General features: G+C 73.4%; 16 protein-coding genes. 5 read left to right on the top strand and 11 right to left on the bottom strand.

Translation table 11 applies throughout. The annotated features are described in order from the left end of the window. Positions 1-371: 371 nt before the first annotated feature. Positions 372-563, bottom strand: coding sequence for a hypothetical protein (locus ACFYUY_RS11305; protein ID WP_387900052.1), 192 nt, complete (start codon positions 561-563; stop codon positions 372-374). 100 nt (positions 564-663) lie between these two features. Further along, positions 664-945 (bottom strand): hypothetical protein, encoded by a 282-nt coding sequence (locus ACFYUY_RS11300; RefSeq protein ID WP_387900050.1) that lies wholly within the window; start codon positions 943-945, stop codon positions 664-666. Here ACFYUY_RS11300 and ACFYUY_RS11295 point away from each other — a divergent pair. From ACFYUY_RS11295 to ACFYUY_RS11280, 4 genes are all read left to right on the top strand, one after another. Beyond that, entirely contained in the window at positions 916-1,212 is a 297-nt protein-coding gene (locus tag ACFYUY_RS11295; RefSeq protein WP_387900049.1) for a hypothetical protein, read from the top strand. The two genes, ACFYUY_RS11300 and ACFYUY_RS11295, sit on opposite strands and share 30 nt — an antisense overlap. Positions 1,213-1,216: 4 nt before the next feature. Continuing rightward, entirely contained in the window at positions 1,217-2,041 is an 825-nt protein-coding gene (locus ACFYUY_RS11290) for a protein phosphatase 2C domain-containing protein (RefSeq protein ID WP_387900047.1), read from the top strand. Between the two features lie 955 nt (positions 2,042-2,996). After that, complete coding sequence (locus ACFYUY_RS11285; RefSeq protein ID WP_387900045.1) at positions 2,997-3,305, top strand: hypothetical protein; 309 nt, start codon at positions 2,997-2,999, stop codon at positions 3,303-3,305. Positions 3,306-3,867: 562 nt separating this feature from the next. Further along, positions 3,868-5,058 carry an IS110 family transposase gene (locus tag ACFYUY_RS11280; RefSeq protein ID WP_387900466.1) on the top strand — a complete coding sequence of 397 codons (1,191 nt, stop codon included), beginning with the start codon at positions 3,868-3,870 and terminating at the stop codon, positions 5,056-5,058. A 198-nt stretch (positions 5,059-5,256) separates the two neighbouring features. On the opposite strand, the gene ACFYUY_RS11275 is transcribed toward ACFYUY_RS11280, so the two are convergent. Continuing rightward, entirely contained in the window at positions 5,257-5,934 is a 678-nt protein-coding gene (locus ACFYUY_RS11275; RefSeq protein ID WP_387900043.1) for a hypothetical protein, read from the bottom strand. Next, positions 5,931-6,662 (bottom strand): class I SAM-dependent methyltransferase, encoded by a 732-nt coding sequence (locus ACFYUY_RS11270; RefSeq protein ID WP_387900041.1) that lies wholly within the window; start codon positions 6,660-6,662, stop codon positions 5,931-5,933. The genes ACFYUY_RS11275 and ACFYUY_RS11270 overlap by 4 nt, the downstream gene beginning before the upstream one ends. Positions 6,663-6,970: 308 nt before the next feature. On the opposite strand from ACFYUY_RS11270, the gene ACFYUY_RS11265 reads away from it, so the two are divergent. Then, positions 6,971-9,361: a glycosyl hydrolase family 18 protein gene (locus tag ACFYUY_RS11265; protein WP_387900039.1), complete on the top strand. Its 2,391-nt coding sequence runs from the start codon at positions 6,971-6,973 to the stop codon at positions 9,359-9,361. Positions 9,362-9,493: 132 nt separating this feature from the next. Here ACFYUY_RS11265 and ACFYUY_RS11260 read toward each other — a convergent pair whose 3' ends face one another. The 7 genes from ACFYUY_RS11260 to ACFYUY_RS11230 all read right to left on the bottom strand — a co-directional run bounded on the left by ACFYUY_RS11260 (position 9,494) and on the right by ACFYUY_RS11230 (position 18,484). After that, positions 9,494-10,264, bottom strand: coding sequence for a hypothetical protein (locus ACFYUY_RS11260; RefSeq protein ID WP_360218986.1), 771 nt, complete (start codon positions 10,262-10,264; stop codon positions 9,494-9,496). 1,390 nt (positions 10,265-11,654) lie between these two features. Next, positions 11,655-13,064 carry a family 2B encapsulin nanocompartment shell protein gene (locus ACFYUY_RS11255; RefSeq protein ID WP_360218989.1) on the bottom strand — a complete coding sequence of 470 codons (1,410 nt, stop codon included), beginning with the start codon at positions 13,062-13,064 and terminating at the stop codon, positions 11,655-11,657. Positions 13,065-13,554: 490 nt separating this feature from the next. Further along, on the bottom strand, positions 13,555-14,538 hold the full coding sequence (locus ACFYUY_RS11250; protein WP_387900036.1) for a hypothetical protein: 984 nt from the start codon (positions 14,536-14,538) through the stop codon (positions 13,555-13,557). An 89-nt stretch (positions 14,539-14,627) separates the two neighbouring features. After that, the gene (locus ACFYUY_RS11245; protein ID WP_360218995.1) at positions 14,628-15,356 is read right to left on the bottom strand and encodes a DUF1963 domain-containing protein; all 729 of its coding nucleotides are present in this window, start codon (positions 15,354-15,356) and stop codon (positions 14,628-14,630) included. Between the two features lie 281 nt (positions 15,357-15,637). After that, a complete protein-coding gene (locus tag ACFYUY_RS11240; RefSeq protein ID WP_360218998.1) occupies positions 15,638-16,150 on the bottom strand; it encodes a hypothetical protein in 513 nt (170 codons plus the stop codon). Positions 16,151-16,419: 269 nt separating this feature from the next. Further along, the gene (locus ACFYUY_RS11235; protein ID WP_387900034.1) at positions 16,420-17,874 is read right to left on the bottom strand and encodes a PLP-dependent aminotransferase family protein; all 1,455 of its coding nucleotides are present in this window, start codon (positions 17,872-17,874) and stop codon (positions 16,420-16,422) included. An 88-nt stretch (positions 17,875-17,962) separates the two neighbouring features. Further along, the gene (locus ACFYUY_RS11230; RefSeq protein ID WP_360219004.1) at positions 17,963-18,484 is read right to left on the bottom strand and encodes a universal stress protein; all 522 of its coding nucleotides are present in this window, start codon (positions 18,482-18,484) and stop codon (positions 17,963-17,965) included. Positions 18,485-18,950 lie beyond the last annotated feature (466 nt).

The raw sequence follows: 18,950 nt of genomic DNA, 5'->3' as shown, positions 1-18,950 counted from the left end.
CCCGCCAGCGCCCGGACCCGACCGAACCACCCCCTCAGCCGGCTGCGGAGCGTTTGCCGCACCGGCTTGGGAGTTCGGCCGGTGGCCGTGAACGGCTTGGCGAGCGGGTCGAAGGTCCACGCCCGCAGGACCACGGCCCCGCGACGGGGGCTGGTCACTTCCACCCGGTGGACGCGCCAGGCGTGCGCGATCCCGTGCGCGTGCTGGGCTACCTGTTCGGGGACCTGGCCTGGGAGCAACCCGATCAGGACGTCCAGGCCGCCGGGGTGCTTGCGCATCCGTGCGATGCGCGGCCACACGTACTCGTACGGGGCGTCGAAGCGGGGCAGCGGTGCCTGCTGCCACAGTCCCAGGGAGTAGCTCAACTCCGGTTAGCCGCGCCGGATCCGCGAGCGCAAGGACTTCGCCCGGTACACCAGCCGGCCGACGGGACCGGCGACGAGGGCCGCGATCACCAGCAGCCCGGCGTTCGGGCCGAGGTGGACCACAACCCACGAGTAGCCGATCAAGGCGGCCAGCAGGGCCAGGAGCACGGACTTGAGGGTGCTGCTCAACTTGAACATGTCTGTGTTTCACCTCAGTTCACACCGTGAGGGGGGTGGGTGGCGCCGTCCGGCGCGCGAGTCGACGTGCGGCCGCGCGCCAGGACGGGCGAAGCCGAGGTCAGGCCGCGGACTTCGCGGAGGAGCGGGCCGGGGCGGGCACCCTGACGCCGGTGGCCTTGAACGAGTAGGCGACCCGGCCGCTGTTGTTGACGTAGGCCGTCACGGTCAGGCCGTCGAACTCGACCGGTCGGAAGGGCAGGCCCGGAGCCGCGTCCGGCAGCACCGGAAGGACCGGGGCCACGACCTTGACGCGGGCGGAGGTGTCGCGCGCCTCCGGGTCCGGGTCGACCACCGCGACGACCCAGAGCGGGTGCCCGGTCGACTTGTCGCGCGCCTGCACCTTCGCGCCGCTCTTGCTCGCCTCGAAGTCGGCGACCGGCTCGACCGAGACGGCGAACGCGCCGGCGGGGAAGACGTCCTCACCGGGATCCACCCGCAGGGCACGCTCGGCGTCGTCCACCTGATCGTCAACGACCTCGCCGACCTCTACCAGCAGGCCGGCACCGGCCGGTTCTCCGTCCTGCTGAACGTCGACTACAACCCCCAGGACAACGAGCCCGTGCGCGTCCGCCTACTGTCGCCGTTCTACCGGCACGAGGCAGACTGACCGGGTGCATCTGGAGATCGCCACCGAACCCGCCCGCCAGGACCGCCCCAACGAGGACTTCGTCGCGGCCAGTCCGAGCGCCGTCGTCCTGCTCGACGGCGCCGGAACCCCGCCCGGATCCGACTGCGGCTGCTCCCACGGCGTGGCGTGGTTCGTGACCCGGCTCGGCGTCAACCTGCTCGCCGGCGTCACCAACCAGCCCGACCGCGCCCTGACCGACTGCCTCGCGGACGCCATCACCACCACCGCCGCACTGCACGCCGAGTGCGACCTCACCCATCCCGGCACCCCGTCGGCCACCGTCATCGCGGTCCGCCTCACCGACCAGGACCTCCAATACTTGGTCCTCGCCGACTCCACCCTGATCGTCGAACACACCGACCCCGCCACCGGACCCGTCGCCATCACCGACGACCGCGAGGCCCTTGTCGGCGCCGCCCTCCGGGGCTCCATGGACGCCGTCCCCACCGGCACTGCCGAACACGGCGAAGCCCTCCGCCGCTACGTCGAGGCCATGCGCGCCCACCGCAACCAGCCCGACGGCTTCTGGGTCGCCGCCGCCGACCCCACCGTCGCCCACGCCGCCCTCACAGGCACCGTCCCGCGCACCGAGGTCACCGGCTTCACCATGGTCAGCGACGGCGCCTCCCGCCTGGTCGACCGCTTCCACCTCGCCGACTGGCCCGAGGCCCTCAAGCTCATCCACGACCAGGGCCCGGCCGCCCTCATCCGCGCAGTCCGCACTGCCGAACTCGCCGACGCCGACGGCAAACGCTGGCCCCGCGGCAAGGCCCACGACGACACCGCCGTCGCCACCGTCACGCTGTAGTCCGCGAGCCCCGAAGCCCAGCCGGAGTCACTGCCGAATTCCGCTCTACAAGGTCAAGGGCGCGCGCCCTGCGCGCGCCGCTGCCCCGCCCCGGGCGGCCGACGCCGGGCGTGCGGGCTGGCGCCCGGTCCCGGCGCGACCGCCCGAACGGGGCAGCAGGTGGCTGGGGCCGGCGGCTCCGCGGTTTTACCCACCTCCCCGGCCAGGGACCCGCGTCGAGCAAGACCGGGGGGCCACTCGGCCACACTGCGGTCAGGCCCAAAAGCCCTGACCGAGCCGCAGAAGCTTACGGCCCCCCGATCATGCCCGACCCCAGACCGGACAGGACACCGGCCAAAACCGCTCCACCGCCGGCGGTCGCATCTGACGGCCCGTCGTGGTGTAGACCACTGACAGCAACGCTGACGGCAACAAGCCCGGACAACAACGCACTTCCACGCACCTCCGCACACGAGTAGATTCCCGCTCACCTGCGAAAACGCAGGCCGGAAGGGGCCGCCTCCCACACGTACTATGTGCTGGCAGGCGCCACGCCGGTCCTCGTCCACAATTGTGGGGAAATCGCCAGTGGTGCGGCGGGAGGAGCCGGGGAGGCTGCGCAAGAAGCTCAGGAGACTGTGCTTCATGGGCCATTCCACCGCCTCTCCGGCGGGAGTACCCAGACCACGGAGACCCTCTCACTTGTTGAAGCATCTGGCGAGTTGTGGGGGAATCCGTCGAGGATCTTCTGGCCAGAGGAAGAGATCGTTCAGGCGTGGCGTGGAGCGCTCCCCGAGAACGCCCCTCCTGGGAGTTTCGAGTTCTACACCACAGTGCATCCTTATCCCGAACGAAATAGTCTCCCAAGGCAGGCATGGTGGCCAGCTAGCCTGCGTGGAGTGAGTTCGGCAAACGGCGGCGATGTGGCAAAGATACCGGTCGTGGTATCCCGATCCGTGAGGTAGCAATGATTCCGATGAGCTTGGAAAGCTGGATTCCATCCAGGCCTGGGATGTGTGCTCAACTAAACATCGGCAGAGAGGAAATTGAGGCTCTCGGCGGCTCAGTCGAGTCTCCCATTGGGGATATCGGGGAGACGGAAATCTCCATCTTTGGCCTGAATTCCGGGAGGATTGTTGCACTTGTAAGGATCGCCGGTAATCCCGCGTCTGGATATACGCTAATGCTCAATGAGGGTGGCGACCCCGGCGAGGCGCTTCGGGAGTTCTTGGCGGAGTCCGAGATTGACTCAAGCGCGGTGACATGGGTACCCGACCTCCGATGACTGAGTCGTCGAGTGGGTTGGCTACCCGGAGCTCACGCGCCTGATATGTGACGCAGACAGTGAAATCGGACGTGCATGAAGCCCTCCCTGGAGCAATTCCATGGAGGGCTTCATGGCGTCTTGACGGCAGTAGTTGACGGCAACGTCAGCAGACAGATGCTGCGAGAGCGGCGGGTCGCCACCATCGTCGGCCCCAGTTGCGTTATCGACGGTCTGCCGCCCGTGCGGCTGAGGGCGTCGATGGCGTCATCCCGGAGGCGGCGCTGGACGTGGGCTTACACCGTCGCGGTGACGCCGATTTGGGCATGACCCAACACCTCAGTCGGTCCTACGTTGTTGATGGGTTGGACGGGCCAGTCGTATGGTCCTGAGGCCCAGAGACGCCGGGTATGGCTTTCAGTCGGTTGCCCTCGATGGTTCCCATCACCTGGCCGCCCGGCGTCTCACGACGACTCGGCCGCTGATTAGGAGCTGCGAGCCCCTCGCGGGTGCATCGCTGAGTAGGACCACGCTGGCGAGGTCGTCCGGACGAACAGTGCGCATCGAACGACCGGAGGAACAGGTGGCCCGGATCTGGGCGGGGACGGACATCGGCAAGACCCACCACCACTGCGTGGTGCTGGACGCCGAGGGCAGGCGGCTGCTGTCGCGCCGGGTCCTGAACGACGAGCCGGAGCTGCTGGCCCTGCTCGCCGACGTCCTCGCCCTGGACGAGGACGTGGCCTGGGCGGTGGACGTCGCGGACGGTATGGCCGCCCTGTGGATCAACATCCTGCTGGGCCACGGCCAGCACCTCGTCTACATACCCGGCCTGGCGGTCAGCCGGGCCTCGGCCGGCTACCGGGGAGGCGGCAAGACCGACGCCAAGGACGCGATCGTCATCGCCGACCAGGCCCGCATGCGCCGCGACCTCACCGTGCTGCGGCCGGACGACGAGCACGCCGTCGAGCTGCGGATCCTCACCGGCCGGCGGGCCGACCTGAGCGCCGACCGCACCCGCCGGATCAACCGCCTGCGCGGTCAACTCACCGGCATCTTCCCCGCGTTGGAACGATCCCTCGACCTGGACAACCAGGGGCCGCTGATCCTGCTGACCGGCTACCAGACGCCGGCCGCGCTGCGGCGCACCGGCCGCACCCGGCTGACGACCTGGCTTCGCAATCGCAAGGTCCGCGGTGCCGAGACCCTGGCCCAGACCGCCACGGAGGCCGCCGAGCGCCAGCACACCGCCGTCCCCGGGGAGAAGATCGCCGCGCAGGTGGTCCACACCCTGGCCAAGGAGGTGATGGGCCTCAACGAGCAGATCACCCAGATCGACAAGCTCATTGCGGCCCGGTTTCGCGAACACCGACTCGCCGAGGTGATCGCCAGCATGCCCGGCATCGGCCCGCTGCCGGGCGCGGAGTTCCTCGCCGCCACAGCCGGCGACATGAGCCGGTACGGCACCTCGGACCGCCTGGCCAGCCTGGCCGGAGTCGCGCCGGTCCCGCGCGACTCCGGCCATGTCAGCGGCAACCTCCACCGCCCACGCCGCTACCACCGAGGACTGCAACGCGTCTTCTACACCTCCGCGCTGATCAGCATCCGCAGCTGCCAGGCGTCCCGCCGCTTCTACGAACGCAAGCGAGCCGAGGGCAAGCGCCACACCCAGGCCGTGCTCGCGCTGGCCCGCCGACGGGTCAACGTCCTGTGGGCTCTGATCCGTGACGGATGGTGCTATCAAGGCGACCTCCCAGTCACATCAGCGGCTTGACAACAGCATTAGGAGGTGGTGGAGGCATCGGCGGCGGCGTTCCGGCTGGTGCCGGGGAGGTGACGGCGGCCGCGTGCGGGGTGCGGGTGGTGCCTGAGGGTGAGCGGAGTCGGCGTCGTCGCACTCAGGGATCTCGGAGAGGAGAATCGAGCGGTTGCCTGCCGCTGTCGGCGGTGGCGCCGGTGCCGTGAGGGGGCGTCAGGTGTCGCCGGGGAGGAGGTGTTGGGGGAGTTGGTGGAAGGTCCAGGGGCCGGTGGTGGGGCGGGTGAGGGTCCAGATGAGGTCGAAGCGGTCGGGCCAGGTGGTGGGGGCGCCGCTGGTGGTGGCGCCGAGGGCCTCGATGATGCGGGGGATCCGGGAGTGCTCCCAGCTGATCAGCACGGGTTGGGCGCCGGCGAGGGCCGCGGTGGCCAGGGCGGTCTCCTGGGACTCGGCGTGGGTGGTGTCGACGGTCAGTCCGAGGCGGGCGGCCAACGGGGTGACGGTCTGGCGCATCCGGTGGGCCCCGGCGAGGGGGCCCCGGTCGGCGGCGGCGAGGATCCGGGCCGGGGTGCGCAGGCCGGGGGCGGGCGGGTCGAAGAGGGTGGGCAGGGCCTTGGCGCGGGCCCAGCCGCGTTCGGTGAGGGACTTGCCGTCGTGGGCGCCGTTCTCGTCGAGGCCCGGGTGGTCGCCGTCCGGTTTCTCGCCGTGCCGGACGATCATCACGAAGGCGGCGCCGCCCGCGTCGCTCGCCCGGGCCGCGGCGGCCTCCCCGGCCTTGTGGCCCGCGGCGGTGGAGCAGCCGGCCAGCAGTGGCGGGACGGCGCCGGCGGCGGCCGCGGCGGCGAGGCCGGTGAGCAGGGTGCGGCGCCCGGGCCGCGGGGCGGGCGCGCTCACGCGGTGCCCCGTTCCAGCCGTACGAGTGCGTCGATCGCGACGCCGCGGCCCTCGCGCTCGTGCCCGCGCTCGTGCCCGCGCTCGTGCCCGCGCTCGTGCCCGGGTTCGAGGCCGGGTTCGAGGCCGACCGGCCGGTGCACCCGTTCGGCGCGGACGGTGCGCAGTCCGCGGTCGGCGAGGTCGGCGAGGACGTCCTCCGGGGTGAACAGCACGGCCGGGTCCTGCGGGCCGCCGACGCCCTCGGTGAGGTTGCTCAGGTCGTGGCCGACGACCAGGAGGGTGGCGCCGGGGGCGAGCGCGTCGGCGGCGTGACGCAGGGCGGCCCGGCGGTCCTCGGCGGGGAGCTGGAGGTAGGCGACCAGGATCAGGTCGTAGCCGGCGGCGGGGGCGTCGAAGCTGCGGGCGTCGCCGTGCCGCCAGGTGAGCCGGTCGGCGACCTCGTCGGGCAGGTCGGCGGTGAGCCGTTCGGCGCGTTCCAGGGCGACGGCGGAGAAGTCGAGGCCGGTGACCTCCCAGCCCCGGGCCGCCAGCCAGATGGCGTTGCGGCCCTCGCCGGCGGCCAGGTCGAGCGCGTGGCCGAGCGATCGGCCGGGGGCGCCGGAAGGGGTGCCGGAAGGGGTGTGTGCGGGCTGGTGGTCTGCCAGTTCGCGGACCACCCAGCGGTTAGGCTCGATGCCCCAAAGCAGCTCGCTCCTGGCGTAGCGGTCGTCCCAGTCCTTGCTGTCCATGGCGAGTCCTCCGTCCGGCGGGCCTGCTCGGTAGCGGTCAACCTACCCGCCCCGGGTCCGGGCGGCCTGGAGCGGTCCGGCAGGCGGACATCCTCGACGGCGGGAGCGGACACCCTTGACGGCGAATATTGGTCCAGTCCAATCTGTGATGTCGTGACGCGAGCGGGTCAGTCGGCCCGCCGCGCCCGCGCACCGTCCGTCAGCCCGCGCCACCCTGCCCGCGCGCCCCCACCGCGCCCGGGCCGGCTCCCCCGGCCCACCCGGGCCACGCACCGCCGGAAACCCCACACATCCGGAGGACACACCGCATGCACGACCGCGTCATGCCCGCACGGCCCGCCGAGCGGGCCACCGGCCGCCGGGCCGCCTCGCGCAGACGGGCCACCGCCCTCGCCCTCGCCGCGACGCTCAGCACCAGCGGCGCCGCGCTCGCCCTGACCCTCGGCCCGGCCTCGGCCGCGACCGTCAACCTGCTGGCCAACGGCGACTTCGAGACCGGCACGCTGGCCGGCTGGACCTGCACCAACGGGTCGGTCGTCACCACCCCGGTGCACGGCGGCGGCCACGCGCTCAGCGGCGCGGCCTCGGCCTCCGACACCGCCCAGTGCCAGCAGACCGTCGCCGTCCAGCCGAACACCACGTACACGCTGTCCGGCTTCGTCCAGGGCAGCTACGTCTACCTCGGCGCCACCGGCACCGGCGTCAACGCCTCCACCTGGACGCCCGGCGGGACCGGCTGGAACCAGCTGAGCACCACCTTCACCACCGGCGCGGCCACCACCTCGGTCAGCGTATTCACGCACGGCTGGTACGGCACCGGCACCTACTACGCCGACGACCTCACCCTGACCGGCCCGGCCGGGCCCACCTCCACCGGCAGCCCGACCGCGACCGCCAGCCCGACGGTCACGAGCAGCCCGACGGCGACCACCAGCCCCACCGCCAGCGGCAGCCCGACGGCGACCACCAGCCCGACCGCGACCGGCAGCCCCACCGCCTCGACCAGCCCGACGGCCACCGGCAGCCCCACCGCCACCGGCAGCCCCACCGCGACGGCCACCGCGACGGCCACGGCCACCGGCCCGGCCGGGGACGGCAAGGTCACCACGCCCACCGGCCTCGCCGTCGGCAAGGTCACCTCCGGCGCCGTCGTGCTCACCTGGAAGCCGTCCACGCTGACGTCCGGCGACGGCCCGGTCGCCTACAAGGTGTGGTCCAACGGCCAGCTCGTCGCGACCTCGATGGGCACCTCCGTCGCCGTCAGCTCGCTGCTGCCCGGCCGGAGCTACACCTTCAGCGTCCAGGGCTACTCCGGCGGCCACGCCTCCGCCCAGTCCGCCGCGGTGAGCACCACGACCGCGGCCGCCCCCGCCCAGAAGCCGGTCCGCTCGGCCTACTTCGACCAGTGGGGCATCTACGAGAACGCGTACACCCCGAAGAGCGTGGACACCAGCGGGGCCGCCGCCAAGCTGGACGTCGTCCACTACGCGTTCGCCAACATCGACCCCACCAGGTTCACCTGCTTCCAGGCGGTGAAGGCCTCCGACTCGGCCAACGAGTCCAACCCCAACGCCGGTGACGGCGCGGGCGACGCGTACGCCGACTACCAGGCCGACTACAACGCGGGCACCAGCGTGGACGGCAGCGCCGACACCTGGGAGCAGCCGCTCAAGGGGAACTTCAACCAGCTGCGCCAGCTGAAGGCCAAGTACCCGAACCTGCGGTTCACCATCTCGATCGGCGGCTGGACGTACTCCAAGTACTTCTCCGACGCGGCCGCCACCGACGCCTCCCGGAAGGCCTTCGTCTCCTCCTGCGTCGACATGTTCCTCAAGGGCAACCTGCCGACCGGCGTGGCCGGTGACGCCTCCGGCGGCGCCGCCTCGGCGGCGGGCCTCTTCGACGGCGTCGACCTCGACTGGGAGTACCCGGCCTCCGCCGGCGGCCACACCGGCAACCACTACTCCCCCGCCGACAAGCAGAACTTCACCCTGCTGCTGAAGGAGTTCCGCACCCAGCTGGACGCCCTCGGCTCCGCCCAGGGCAAGCGCTACCTGCTGACCGCGGCGCTGCCCAGCGGCCAGGACAAGATCGCCCAGCTGGAGACCGACAAGATCGGGGCGTACCTCGACTACGCCGACGTGATGTCCTACGACATGCACGGCGCCTGGGACGCCAAGGGCCCGACCAACCACCAGGACCCGCTGCACGACAGCCCGGCCGACCCCACCACGCCGATCACCCCGGGCACCCGCAAGTACAACGTGGACACCATGCTCGCCGCGTACACCACCGGCCTGCCGGAGTACGGCATCCCCGGCGGGTTCCCGGCCGGCAAGATCGTCCTGGGCATCCCGTTCTACTGGCGCGGCTGGACGGGCGTCCCGGCCGGCTCCGACTTCGGGCTCTACCAGAGCGCGACGGGCCCGACGGCCGCCAAGCCGCTGAGCCAGGAGGCCGGACTGGCCGCCTGGAAGGAGCTCAACCCGACCGCCGCGAACACCCACTGGGACCCGGTCACCGAGAGCAGCTGGGTGTACGACGGCACCAACTTCTGGACGGGCGACACCCCGCAGGCCGTCCAGGCCCGCGGCGCCTACGCCAGGAGCAAGGGTCTCGGCGGCATGTTCGCCTTCTCGCTGGAGAACGACGACGCCTCCGGCACCATGCTCAACTCCCTGGACTCCAGCCTGCGCTGACGTCCGGCACCGGTGACGGCGGAGGGCCCGCGCGGAGGTCGCGCGGGCCCTCCGGCCGTGGCGGGTCGGCTCCGCCTCACCGGGCCCGGGCAGCCCGGGCGACTCGGTTGCGCCACACCGGCCCGCGGCGGTTCAGTCGCTCAGCCCGAGGGACGGGAAGAGGTCGACGAACGGCTGGGTGGTCACCGAGACGCTTCGGCCGAACGGGTCGTCGAAGTCCCAGATCATGAACAACAGGAAGGCGATCAGCGCGCTGAAGCACCCCGCTAGGACCAACTCCCTTGGGGTGCGCCGGATCTGCAGCGCGAACAGCATGCCGACGGTCACCACGGCGCCGCTGATCAGGCCGAACCAGACCACGCCCGGCATGGTCGGTCCGGCGTTCTGGCCGCGGGAGTTGCGGGCGGCGTCGGCCTGGCTGATCCGGTCCATGATCGGCTGGTAGGACTGCGCCTCCAGCTCGGAGGCCGGCGTCCGGGTGGCGACGTCCGACCGCAGCTTGTCCAGCAGTTCGGTGCCCTTGTCGGAGATCTCGCCGTTCTCGCGCATGTAGTCCCACTCGACCTTCACCACGTACGAGACGTAGGCGTCCACGTCGGCGCGGACCTTGTCGCGGAACTCGGCCGGGTAGATCTGCGCCCGGTCGCTCACCTCCTGCAGGGCCTGCGCCTCCTGGAACACGTCGTCCTGGGCGGCGCCGCGCGCCTCCCAGACACCCGCGATGGCGAGACCGAGCACGATCGCGTAGACCACGCCGATCATCATCGTGATGTACTCGATGACGTCCGGGGTCTCGTCGGCGTTCTTCTCGGCTCCCACCCGGCGGTGCCGCAACAGCACCACGGCGACCACGACGGCACAGGCCGCCGCCATGGCGATGGCCAACGCCACCCATTCGGACATGGGAACTCCCTTCTCTGACTTGGCTCGTGACGGAACTGAAGGATTCGGGGACGGACCGGGCACGGGACGGCCCTGAACGGGTGGACCGGAGCGGACCGGTCCGGAGCGGCCCCGGACGGAAGGAACCGGAGCGGACCGGAACGGGCACCGACGGATCCGGACGGGCCGGCCCCGGCGGTACGCCGGTCAGGACCGCCCGGAACGGCCTCGGCCGCGACCCGGCCGCAGCGCGGCGGCCGCCAGGACGGCGGGCACGGTGACCAGCAGCATGGTGGTGGTCGGCGGCGCACTGTGGTGGGCCTGCACCGGGGCCGGGGGGTTCGCCGCCCGGACGCGGTAGACCGGCGGCGCGGCGGGGGCCGGCGCGGCCGGCGGGTCGACCCGGGGGACCACCGGTACGGGTGGGGCCGGCGGCGCGGGCGCGGGTGGCGCGGGCGGGGGCGGGGCCGGCACGGCCGGTGCGGGTGGCGGCGGGGGTGACGCGGCCGGCGGGGTGGGCACGGGCGTCGGGCTGGGCGGCGGCGTCGGAGCCGGGGGCGTCGAGGGGGTCGGGGAGGCCGTGGGGGTCCGCGTCGGAGTCGGCGTCGGGCTGGGCGGCGGCGAGGGCCTGGGTGTGACGCTCGGCGACGGGGTGGGGGTCTGGCTCGGCGTCCGGGTGGGGCTCGGAGTCGGGGTCGGTGTCGGGGTCGGTGTCGGCGTGGGGGTCGGGCAGGGATGCGGGTGGTGATGGTGGTGGTGCCACCACCAGTCCCCGTCGTCCCAGTCGTCCCAGTCCTCCGGTCGGCCGGGCTGGTGCCGGGATCCCGCGGTGGGCCGGGGCGAGGGCGTCCCCGGTAAGGGCGCGGCCTTCGGGGTGCGGCACGGGTGGTGCCCGTGCGGGGGCCGGTGGTCCTGGTGCCGCGCGTCGGCCGTCGGGGCTACGGTGACCCCGACCTGGACGTCGACGTCCACGCCGACGCTGACCTGTGCACCCGGCCCGACCTGTACCGAGACGTCCGTGTCGGTGCAGACGCAGGTGTCCACCACCGGGCCGTGCGGGTGCCCCCCGCCCTGGTGCTCGGTGCCGGACGCCGAGGCTCCGCCGACCAGCGCGCAGATCGCGACCACGCCGACGGCGGCGCCGACCAGTCGGGTCCGTCGCCCGGGGGCCGCTCCCCCACCGCCGTCGAGCGATATCCGTCGGGACTGCCGGCGCTGCGGCATGGGTTCCACTCACCTCTCGGGTCGCCTGGGACGGAACGGGATCCGACGCGCTCGGGCGGGGCCGGGGCCACCTGGTCCGAGCGGACGTGATCAGCCGGACGGCCCGCCACCCGGGCGGGCCGTCCGTCATCAGTTCAAACGATCTTCGAGCCGACCGGTTACGGCCCCGGCTCGTTGTGCAGCGTCCTCAGTGGCGGCGGTGGGCGATCTCGACGTTCTCCAGCACACCGACCGCGTCCGGCACCAGGATCGCGGCCGAGTAGTAGGCGCTGACCAGGTAGGAGATGATCGCCTTCTCGTCGATCCCCATGAAGCGGACCGACAGCGACGGCTGGTACTCGTCCGGCAGGCCGGTCTGGTGCAGGCCGATGACGCCCTGGTTGTCCTCGCCGGTACGGATCACCAGGATGGAGCTGGTGTTCTCCTTGGTGATCGGGATCTTGCTGCAGGGCAGGATCGGGACCCCGCGCCAGGCCGGCACCTGCTGCCCGCCGAGGTCGACGTGGTGCGGGTAGAGGCCGCGGGCGTTGAACTCGCGGCCGATCGCCGCGATGGCCTTGGGGTGGGCGAGCAGGTAGTCGGGGTCGCGGCGGCGGTTGAGCAGCTCGTCCAGGTCGTCCGGGGTGGGCGGGCCGGAGTGGGTCTGGATCCGCTGGTCGAAGTCGGCGTTGTGGAGCAGGCCGAACTCGGGGTTGTTGACCAGCTCGAACTCCTGGCGCTCGCGCAGCGCCTCGATGGTCAGCCGCAGCTGGTGCTCGGTCTGGTTCATCGGCTGGTTGTAGAGGTCGGCGACCCGGGTGTGGACCTTGAGGATGGTCTGCGCGACGCTCAGCTCGTACTCGCGCGGCCTCAGGTCGTAGTCCACGAAGGCGCCGGGCAGCTGGTACTCGCCGTGGTGGCCGGCCGACATCGCGATCTCGGCCTCGCCGCGCTCGTTCTGCGCCTGCTGCGGCAGGGCCAGGAACGACGCGAGGTGCTCCTGGAGACTGGGCGCGTTGTCGCGGATGGCGGCGAAGGCGTCCCGGGTCAGGGTGAGGGCGACACCGGCGGTGGCGGTCGTGGCGGTGAAGTCCCAGACGGCGTCCGGGTCGAGCAGGGCGTCGTCGCCGAAGCGGTCACCGTCACCCGCCACGCCGACCACGGTCTCGTCGCCGTACTTGCCGGTGCCGATCTTGTTGATCTTGCCGTGGGCGATCAGGAAGATCCGGTCCGCCGCGTCGCCCTGGGTGGCGAGCACCTCGCCGGGGCCGAAGTCGCGCTGCTCGCAGCGGTCGGCCAGGGCGGTGAGCACCTCCTCGTCCTCGAAGCCGCGCAGCAGGGCGAGTTCGCCCAGTTCGGCGGGGATCACCCGGACCTGGGAACCGGTCTTGATGAACTCCACCACGCCGTTGCCCACGGTGTAGGTGAGCCGACGGTTGACGCGGTAGGCACCGCCGTGGGCCTCGACCCAGGGAAGCACCTTGAGCAGCCAGCGGGAGGTGATCTCCTGCATCTGCGGGGCGGACTTGGTCGTGGTGGCGAGGTTGCGGGCAGCGGCCGTCGTGAGGCTGGACTGCTGCGGGACCTGCTGTGTCTCCGGGCTCGTGTCCACGGGCATCGGCAGGGGTCTCCATTCATCTGGTACGGATCACGCGGTCAGGGTCGTACGGGGTCAGGTCCGTACCGACCGCCCTGGCACCTCTGGGCGTGACGAATCATCAGACCCGCGTACTGGTGGGGGTGTTGGCGGCTCATCGCGATCGCGCCACCGTCTCCCCGGTGGCCCATCCGGAACCCTAGATCACCACGGCCCGGCCCGGCCCGCACGGAGGCCGACTACCCCCCGATAGGGTGAATCTGGAGCCTTCCCGTCGCGATCGGGCCCCAGGTCGCGAGAACATCCGTTCGCTGCCGGGAACCCCGTGCCGCCGGGGCCCATCGGCGGTACCCGAACCACCGGGCACCGGCTCCCCGCGGCCGTGCCGGGGAGTCAACCCGACGCACCGGAGGACGGGTTGCCGTCCCCCGCCGGGCGGCCGACCGCCCCTCGCACGGGCCGGCCCACCGCTGCGCAGGGCTGCCGGCGGTCCTGCCGTCCGCCCCGCCGCCTACCGACCGCTCCCCCGGCCGTCGCCCCGACCGTCCCGCCCGCCGCGGCCGCCGCGGGCCCGGTGGCGGCGGTACCAGAGGGCGCCGACCACCGTGGACAGCACCGTCACCACCAGGAGGAGCAGCGGCCACCGGCTGTCCCCGATCCGCAGGCCCGCCAGCAGCACCCCGAACACCGCGCCGACCGTCAGCAGCACCGAGAACACGGCCTGCACCGTGGCGCCCAGCACCCCGGGGTGAAGCCCCCGCCGCGCCGGGCGGTTGCGGCCGGCGCCGCCGAAGTGGAACGCGACCGCCCGGTCGGCCAGCCGGTCGGCGGCCTTCGCGTAGGACACCCCCATGTACGGCAGCCAGACCAGCGGGACGACCATACCGACCAGCAGGGTCAGTCCGAGGGCGGCCCAGGAGGCGGCGACCCGCCACCGGGGCGGCGGCGGGTCGGTGCCCTCGCCGGTCAGGCCGAGCAGCCGGGCCATCCGCCACAGCAGCCCGCCGAGGCCGCTCAGCCCGCCCTTCTTCGGCGGCCCGGCCCCGGCGTCGTCGGCCGCCGGAAGGCCGGCCAGCGCCCGCTCGGCCGCCGGGACGTCCGGGTGGACCCCCTGCAGCACCAGCAGCTCGGCGGCCCGGGCCGGGGCCGCCGGGTCCTTCCCCGCCAGCGCGGCGAGCTCCAGTATCAGCTGGCCCTGCTCGAGCAGCGCCGTGCAGAAGGCGAACGGCACCAGCCAGATGAACGGCCCGCCGACGAAGGACCCCTCCCCGACGCTGACCCGCCGGGCGTGCTCGACGGCCGCCTCCACCAGCTCGGCCTGCGAGGCCTCCGGGTGCCCGGCCCGGAGGCCGGCGACGTGCCGCGCCGCCCGCGGGCCCCGGTGCCGCACCGCGAACACGGCGAGCTGCTCGGCCATCCGGGACGGGTGCGCGCGGATCGACCGGAGCAGCTCCCCGACCGGGGGCTCCGAACCGTGGGTCGCCTTCGCCGCCATGGCCCGCCTGTGACCGTCCGTGACCGTGGCGCCGCCCCCGGGGCGGCGCCCCTGCTGTCAGCGTAGGCCCGGGGTGCCCCCGCGTCCCCTCAGGCCACCTCCACCCCGTGACGGACCCGGTCGAAGCGGCCGGCGGCCAGATCCTCCTCGGGGATCCAGAAGGAGACGTTGACGGCCTCGCCCCAGGCCGCACCGGCCGCCCAGGCGTCGACCTGGAGCAGCGGCCGGTGCCCGTCGTAACGCGCCGTGTCGGTGTCGCACCAGCCGAGGACCCTGACGTCGGGCCGGTCGAGGTGGTCGGCGAGGTCCCGGGCGAGGTCGAGGGCGACCAGGAAGTCGTCGGGGAAGAGCCGCTCCAGCTCCGGATCCTGGTAGGAGGGCGCGGACAGCGCCCAGCGCGCCCGGACCGGCGCCTCGGCCAGCACCGCAACGGCCCCCTCCGGCGGCGCGGCTCGCGTCGGCGCGGTCACGGGGACGTGCAGGACCCGGCAGTCCCGGCCGGCGAAGTCGGTGAACCCGTCGTCGTGGAAGAACAGCAGCAGCCCGTCGGCGGGCAGCGGCCGGCTCCCCCCGCCCGCCCGGAAGGCCTCGGCGAGCCCGGCGCAGTCCAGCCGGGCGACGAGCTGCATCGGACGGCCGGCGTGCTCCGGCCAGTCGACGCCGTCCGGCAGGGCGGGCAGCCCGCCCAGGCACCCGGCCGCCGTGCCCTCGGCCGCGTCCGTGGTCAGCGCCAGGGACGGGCGGAGCAGCCGGTCGACCTGCGGTGCCGTCCGGGCGTCCACCCGCGCGCGGATGGCGGCGTACATGCCGTACGGCATCGGCGGCACCGGGGCGTCGGCCGGACCGGCGGGCGGCGGTGACGGTGGTGGAGGCGGTGACGGCGGTGACGGTTGCAGCGGTTGGGCCATGGGCGCAAGCCTGCCACCCGGGTCCGACACCGCGGACGGCCCGTCAGGTGCCGGTACGGGGGCGGCCGGCACCTGACGGGTGAACGGGGGATGCGCAGTGGGGGTGCGACGGCGGGCGCCGTCGCTGCGGGGCGGGGACGGCGCTCGCCGGGCCGCTGCGGGCGGCGGGGCGGGCGACGGCCGGGGGTCCGTCAGGAACAGGCGATCTGGCTGCCCGGGATGCCGACGATGCCGGAGTTGTTGGCCTCACCGCCCTTGTACTCGTAGTAGAGGTACGAGTAGAAGTCGATGCGGGTCCGATCACCGCAGGACGAGTCCGGCGCCACGCTGTAGGTGACCGTGAAGCTGCTGCTCTCGCCGGGGGCGAGCGGCACGTTGTACCGCGCGATGCCGCCGTGGACGTTGTCGCTGCAGCCGTTGGTCTGGGTGCCGCAGGCCGTCGCGGTGTACTTGAGACCGGTCTCCAGGGTGGTCTGGTAGGTCGGCTGGACGCTCTGGTAGACGAACTGGATCGGCGTGTCGTACGGGTTGCTGAGGGTCAGGGTGAGCGTGAACTCACCGCCCCGGACGGTCGTCTGCCGATCGGAGACGGCCGTGAAGGGCAGCGGGGTGTCGGCCTGGGCGGGTGTGGCGGAGAGGAGCAGACCGACGGCGAGGGCCGGGCACGCCGCGAGGGCGGCACGGCTCAGAAGTGTTCTGCGCATGCCCAAGGAGCGTAGGGGGCGGTACCGCTTCCGATGCTCCGCTCCGCCCCGATCCGTACCGACGCAGCAGTCGGCGGCGGACGCCGGGGACCGCTCTGCCGCGTTCCGCCCCCGCCGTCCGCTTTGGGGCCCTATGCTTCGCCGGCCCGTTCGACCGGAGGTCCCGACGGCTCCGCCCTACCCGACGTCCCGACGGCTCCGCCCGACCGGACTTCTCGACGGCTCCCGCCCGCCGCCCGTGTCCGGAGGCGTTCCCGCGGGGGGCGGGGTCAGTCGGGCGGCGGCAGGACGTCGCAGAGCGCGGCCAGCGCCGCCGGGTAGGCGTGGTCGGAGGGCGTGGCGTAGCCGACGACCAGCCCGTCACCGGCCGGCACGGCCTCGGCGCCGGCACCCGGGTGCCGGTAGTCGGCGAGCCCGTCGAGGGCCAGCCCGCGGCGGGCGGCGGCCTCCAGCACCGAACGCTCGGTGCCGGGCTCCAGTCGCAGGACGGCGTGCAGACCGGCGGCGATCCCGGAGACCGCGACGTGCGGGGCGCGCGCGGCCAGGGCGGCCACCAGCTCGTCCCGGCGCTCCCGGTAGCGGCGGCGCATCCGGCGCACGTGCCGGTCGTAGCCGCCGGAGTCGATGAACTCGGCGAGGGTCAGCTGGTCCAGGGCGCTGGCCCAGGCCTCGCGCTCGCCCTTGGCGGAGAGCACCCGGTCGACCAGGTGGTCCGGCAGCACCATCCAGCCGAGCCGGATCGCGGGCGAGAGGCTCTTGCTGACCGAGCCGAGGTAGACCACCCGCTCCGGGTCCAGGCCCTGGACGGCGCCGACCGGCTGCCGGTCGTAGCGGAACTCGCCGTCGTAGTCGTCCTCCAGGAGGAGCCCGCCGCGCCCGCGTGCCCAGTCGACCACGGCCGCCCGGCGCCCGGCGTGCAGCGGGCCCCCGGTCGGGAACTGGTGCGCGGGGGTGAGCAGGGCCGTCCTGACCTCCGGGTGCAGCGCCAGCTCCCCGACCTCGGCGCCGTCCTCGTCGATCGACAGCGGCACGGTGGAGACTCCGGCGGAGGCCAGCAGCCCGTGGTGGAAGGCCAGTCCGTACGCCTCGACGGCCACCGGCCCGTTCGCCCCGGGCGGGAGGACGGCCGCCGGGCCGGAGAACAGCAGCCGCAGCGCGTGGGCGAAGCCTGAGCAGACCACGATCCGGTCGGGGTCGGTGCGCACCCCGCGGGCGCGGGCCAGGTACTCGGCGAGGACGGTGCGCAGTTCCCGCCGGCCCTGCGGATCGCCGGGCCCGAAGGCCTCGTTGGGCGCCGCGGTGAGGGCACGGCGGGCCGCGGCGAGCCAGCCGGTGCGCGGGAAGGACGCGGCGTCGGGCTGCCCCTGGCGCAGGTCGTGCGCGGGGCCCGAGCGCTCCGGCGGCCGGCGGGCCCCGGCCGGCGGCACGGGAGCGGCACGGTCGGCGACGGTGGTGCCGGAGCCCTGACGGGCGGTCAACCAGCCTTCGGCGACCAGTTCGGCGTAGGCCTCGGCGGCGGTGTTGCGGGCGAGCCCCAGGTCGGCGGCGAGGGCCCGGTACGGCGGGAGTCTGGTCCCGGGCGCGAGCCGGCCGCTGCGGATCGCCTCGCGCAGGGCCGCCATCAGCGCGGCGCGGCGGCCGCCGGTGACGGGGAGGTCGAGGTGCAGGTCGCTGCCGGTCGGGTGGGCGGGCCCGGTGGGGTGCACGCCCGGCGTTTCCGTCATGGTCACGCACCCTACCCGGACCCGCCGGGGCCCCCGCGAGCGGTCCGGGCCCGCCCGTGGAGCCCCGCGGGGCATCCGCCGAAGGGCCTCAGGGGACGACGGTGACCGGCCAACGGCCCGCCTTCACCAGGCGGACGGCGACCGAGCCGATCACCCGGTGGCCGGCCTGTTCGGAGGTGCCGACCACGACGGCGTCGGCCCGCAGCTCGTCCGCGAGCTTGGCCAGCCCCGTGTAGGGGTCGCCGCGCAGGGTGAGGAAGCGCCACTCGACGCGCCACACCTCCCGCACCCGGTGCTCGGCCTCGCGCAGGGCCGCGAGCAGTTCCTCGGCGATCTCCTGGGTGGTCTCCTCCACCGCGGCGCCGGCCAGGGCGGTGGCCGCGCCGAGGACGGGCTGGACGTAGGCGACCGCGAGGACGGCGCCCTGCCGGCGGGCGAGTCCGGCGGCGTAGGCGGTGGCGCGCCAGGAGGAGTCGGAGCCGTCCAGCCCCGCCAGGATCACCTTGGGGCCGTCGGTCCCCAGCTCGAAGCCGGCGGGCGCGACGGCCGCCCCGGGGTCCTCGGCGCCGCCGACGGCCTCCGCGTCCTCTGCATCGCTCTCGTTGCTCATGGATCGAGGCTATTCCGGCCACGGTGCGTGACGGCGCCGGGTGGTCCGGGTGAGGGTTGTGGTGCGGGCCACCCGGGCGGCGGGAGCCGGCGGCGGCTTCCGCACCGGGTGTGGGGCGGGTGGTCACGCGCTGTCGACGATGTGCGCGGCCTCACACGGCTCCCGGGGTGACCGGGGCCACTTTCCGGCCCGATTCGATCTTGAAAAATGGGGCATTTAGCTTCAAATCATCCCAATTCCTTGATCCTTACGACCGGTAACAGCACCCTGACGTGCCCAAACCTTCGAATCCTTGAAACCCCCACCACCACCCCCGTAACTTCGAACCCGTTGCACCGAGCACACAGCCCCCGGGCCCACCGCCCAGGAGCCCCCACCGGTGCCGAACCGCGCGAGCGACGCGTTCCCCGCAACCACCACCCCCACCCGGGGCCTGGTTCCGCACGCCCGCACACCCCGAAAGGAC

Source organism: Kitasatospora sp. NPDC004745, assembly GCF_042873275.1.
Classification (GTDB): domain Bacteria; phylum Actinomycetota; class Actinomycetes; order Streptomycetales; family Streptomycetaceae; genus Kitasatospora.
This window is presented reverse-complemented; position numbering and strand designations above follow the sequence as displayed.

Excerpts from the sequence above, each read along its gene's own strand:
- ACFYUY_RS11305 (WP_387900052.1), bottom strand. The coding sequence starts at position 563 with ATGTTCAAGTTGAGCAGCACCCTCAAGTCCGTGCTCCTGGCCCTGCTG.
- ACFYUY_RS11285 (WP_387900045.1), top strand. The coding sequence starts at position 2,997 with ATGAGCTTGGAAAGCTGGATTCCATCCAGGCCTGGGATGTGTGCTCAA.
- ACFYUY_RS11270 (WP_387900041.1), bottom strand. The coding sequence starts at position 6,662 with ATGGACAGCAAGGACTGGGACGACCGCTACGCCAGGAGCGAGCTGCTT.
- ACFYUY_RS11265 (WP_387900039.1), top strand. The coding sequence starts at position 6,971 with ATGCACGACCGCGTCATGCCCGCACGGCCCGCCGAGCGGGCCACCGGC.
- ACFYUY_RS11260 (WP_360218986.1), bottom strand. The coding sequence starts at position 10,264 with ATGTCCGAATGGGTGGCGTTGGCCATCGCCATGGCGGCGGCCTGTGCC.
- ACFYUY_RS11255 (WP_360218989.1), bottom strand. The coding sequence starts at position 13,064 with ATGCCCGTGGACACGAGCCCGGAGACACAGCAGGTCCCGCAGCAGTCC.
- ACFYUY_RS11250 (WP_387900036.1), bottom strand. The coding sequence starts at position 14,538 with ATGGCGGCGAAGGCGACCCACGGTTCGGAGCCCCCGGTCGGGGAGCTG.
- ACFYUY_RS11245 (WP_360218995.1), bottom strand. The coding sequence starts at position 15,356 with ATGCCGTACGGCATGTACGCCGCCATCCGCGCGCGGGTGGACGCCCGG.
- ACFYUY_RS11240 (WP_360218998.1), bottom strand. The coding sequence starts at position 16,150 with ATGCGCAGAACACTTCTGAGCCGTGCCGCCCTCGCGGCGTGCCCGGCC.
- ACFYUY_RS11235 (WP_387900034.1), bottom strand. The coding sequence starts at position 17,874 with ATGACGGAAACGCCGGGCGTGCACCCCACCGGGCCCGCCCACCCGACC.
- ACFYUY_RS11230 (WP_360219004.1), bottom strand. The coding sequence starts at position 18,484 with ATGAGCAACGAGAGCGATGCAGAGGACGCGGAGGCCGTCGGCGGCGCC.